Source organism: Streptococcus mitis (assembly GCF_001074635.1).
Lineage (GTDB): Bacteria > Bacillota > Bacilli > Lactobacillales > Streptococcaceae > Streptococcus > Streptococcus mitis_E.
The window spans coordinates 1-367 of record NZ_JUQO01000160.1 but is presented as its reverse complement, the minus strand read 5'-3'; the positions used below and the strand labels follow the sequence as shown (position 1 = coordinate 367).

The 367-nt window shown below is 34.3% G+C and carries 1 protein-coding gene; it reads left to right on the top strand.

Annotated features, from left to right (window positions below; all coding sequences use genetic code 11):
- On the top strand, positions 1-367 hold a 367-nt coding region (locus ADI58_RS06745), incomplete at both ends, for a G5 domain-containing protein (protein ID WP_049521950.1).

Genomic DNA, 367 nt, shown 5'->3' with positions numbered 1-367 from the left:
CCAGTAAAATACGAAAAAGATGCTAGTCGCGAAAAAGGTCAAGATAATATTACTGTTCCAGGAAAAGACGGAAGTAAGACCACCACAACGACTTACACAGTAAATCAAAACAATGGAGAAGCTATTGCACATGTAGGGGAGCCAATAATAGTAAATCCAACAACTACTATCGTTAAAGTAGCAGCGAAAGATACAGTAGTAACTTCTAAAGATGGAAATAACATTGTGAAGACAGCAACTTCATATACAGTAAATCCAGATAATGGAAACATAATAGAGCATACAACAAAAGAAACATTTAAAGAAAATGGATTGAAAGATAAAGTAGAAGTAGAAACAATCCCATCCCCAGTAAAATACGAAAAAG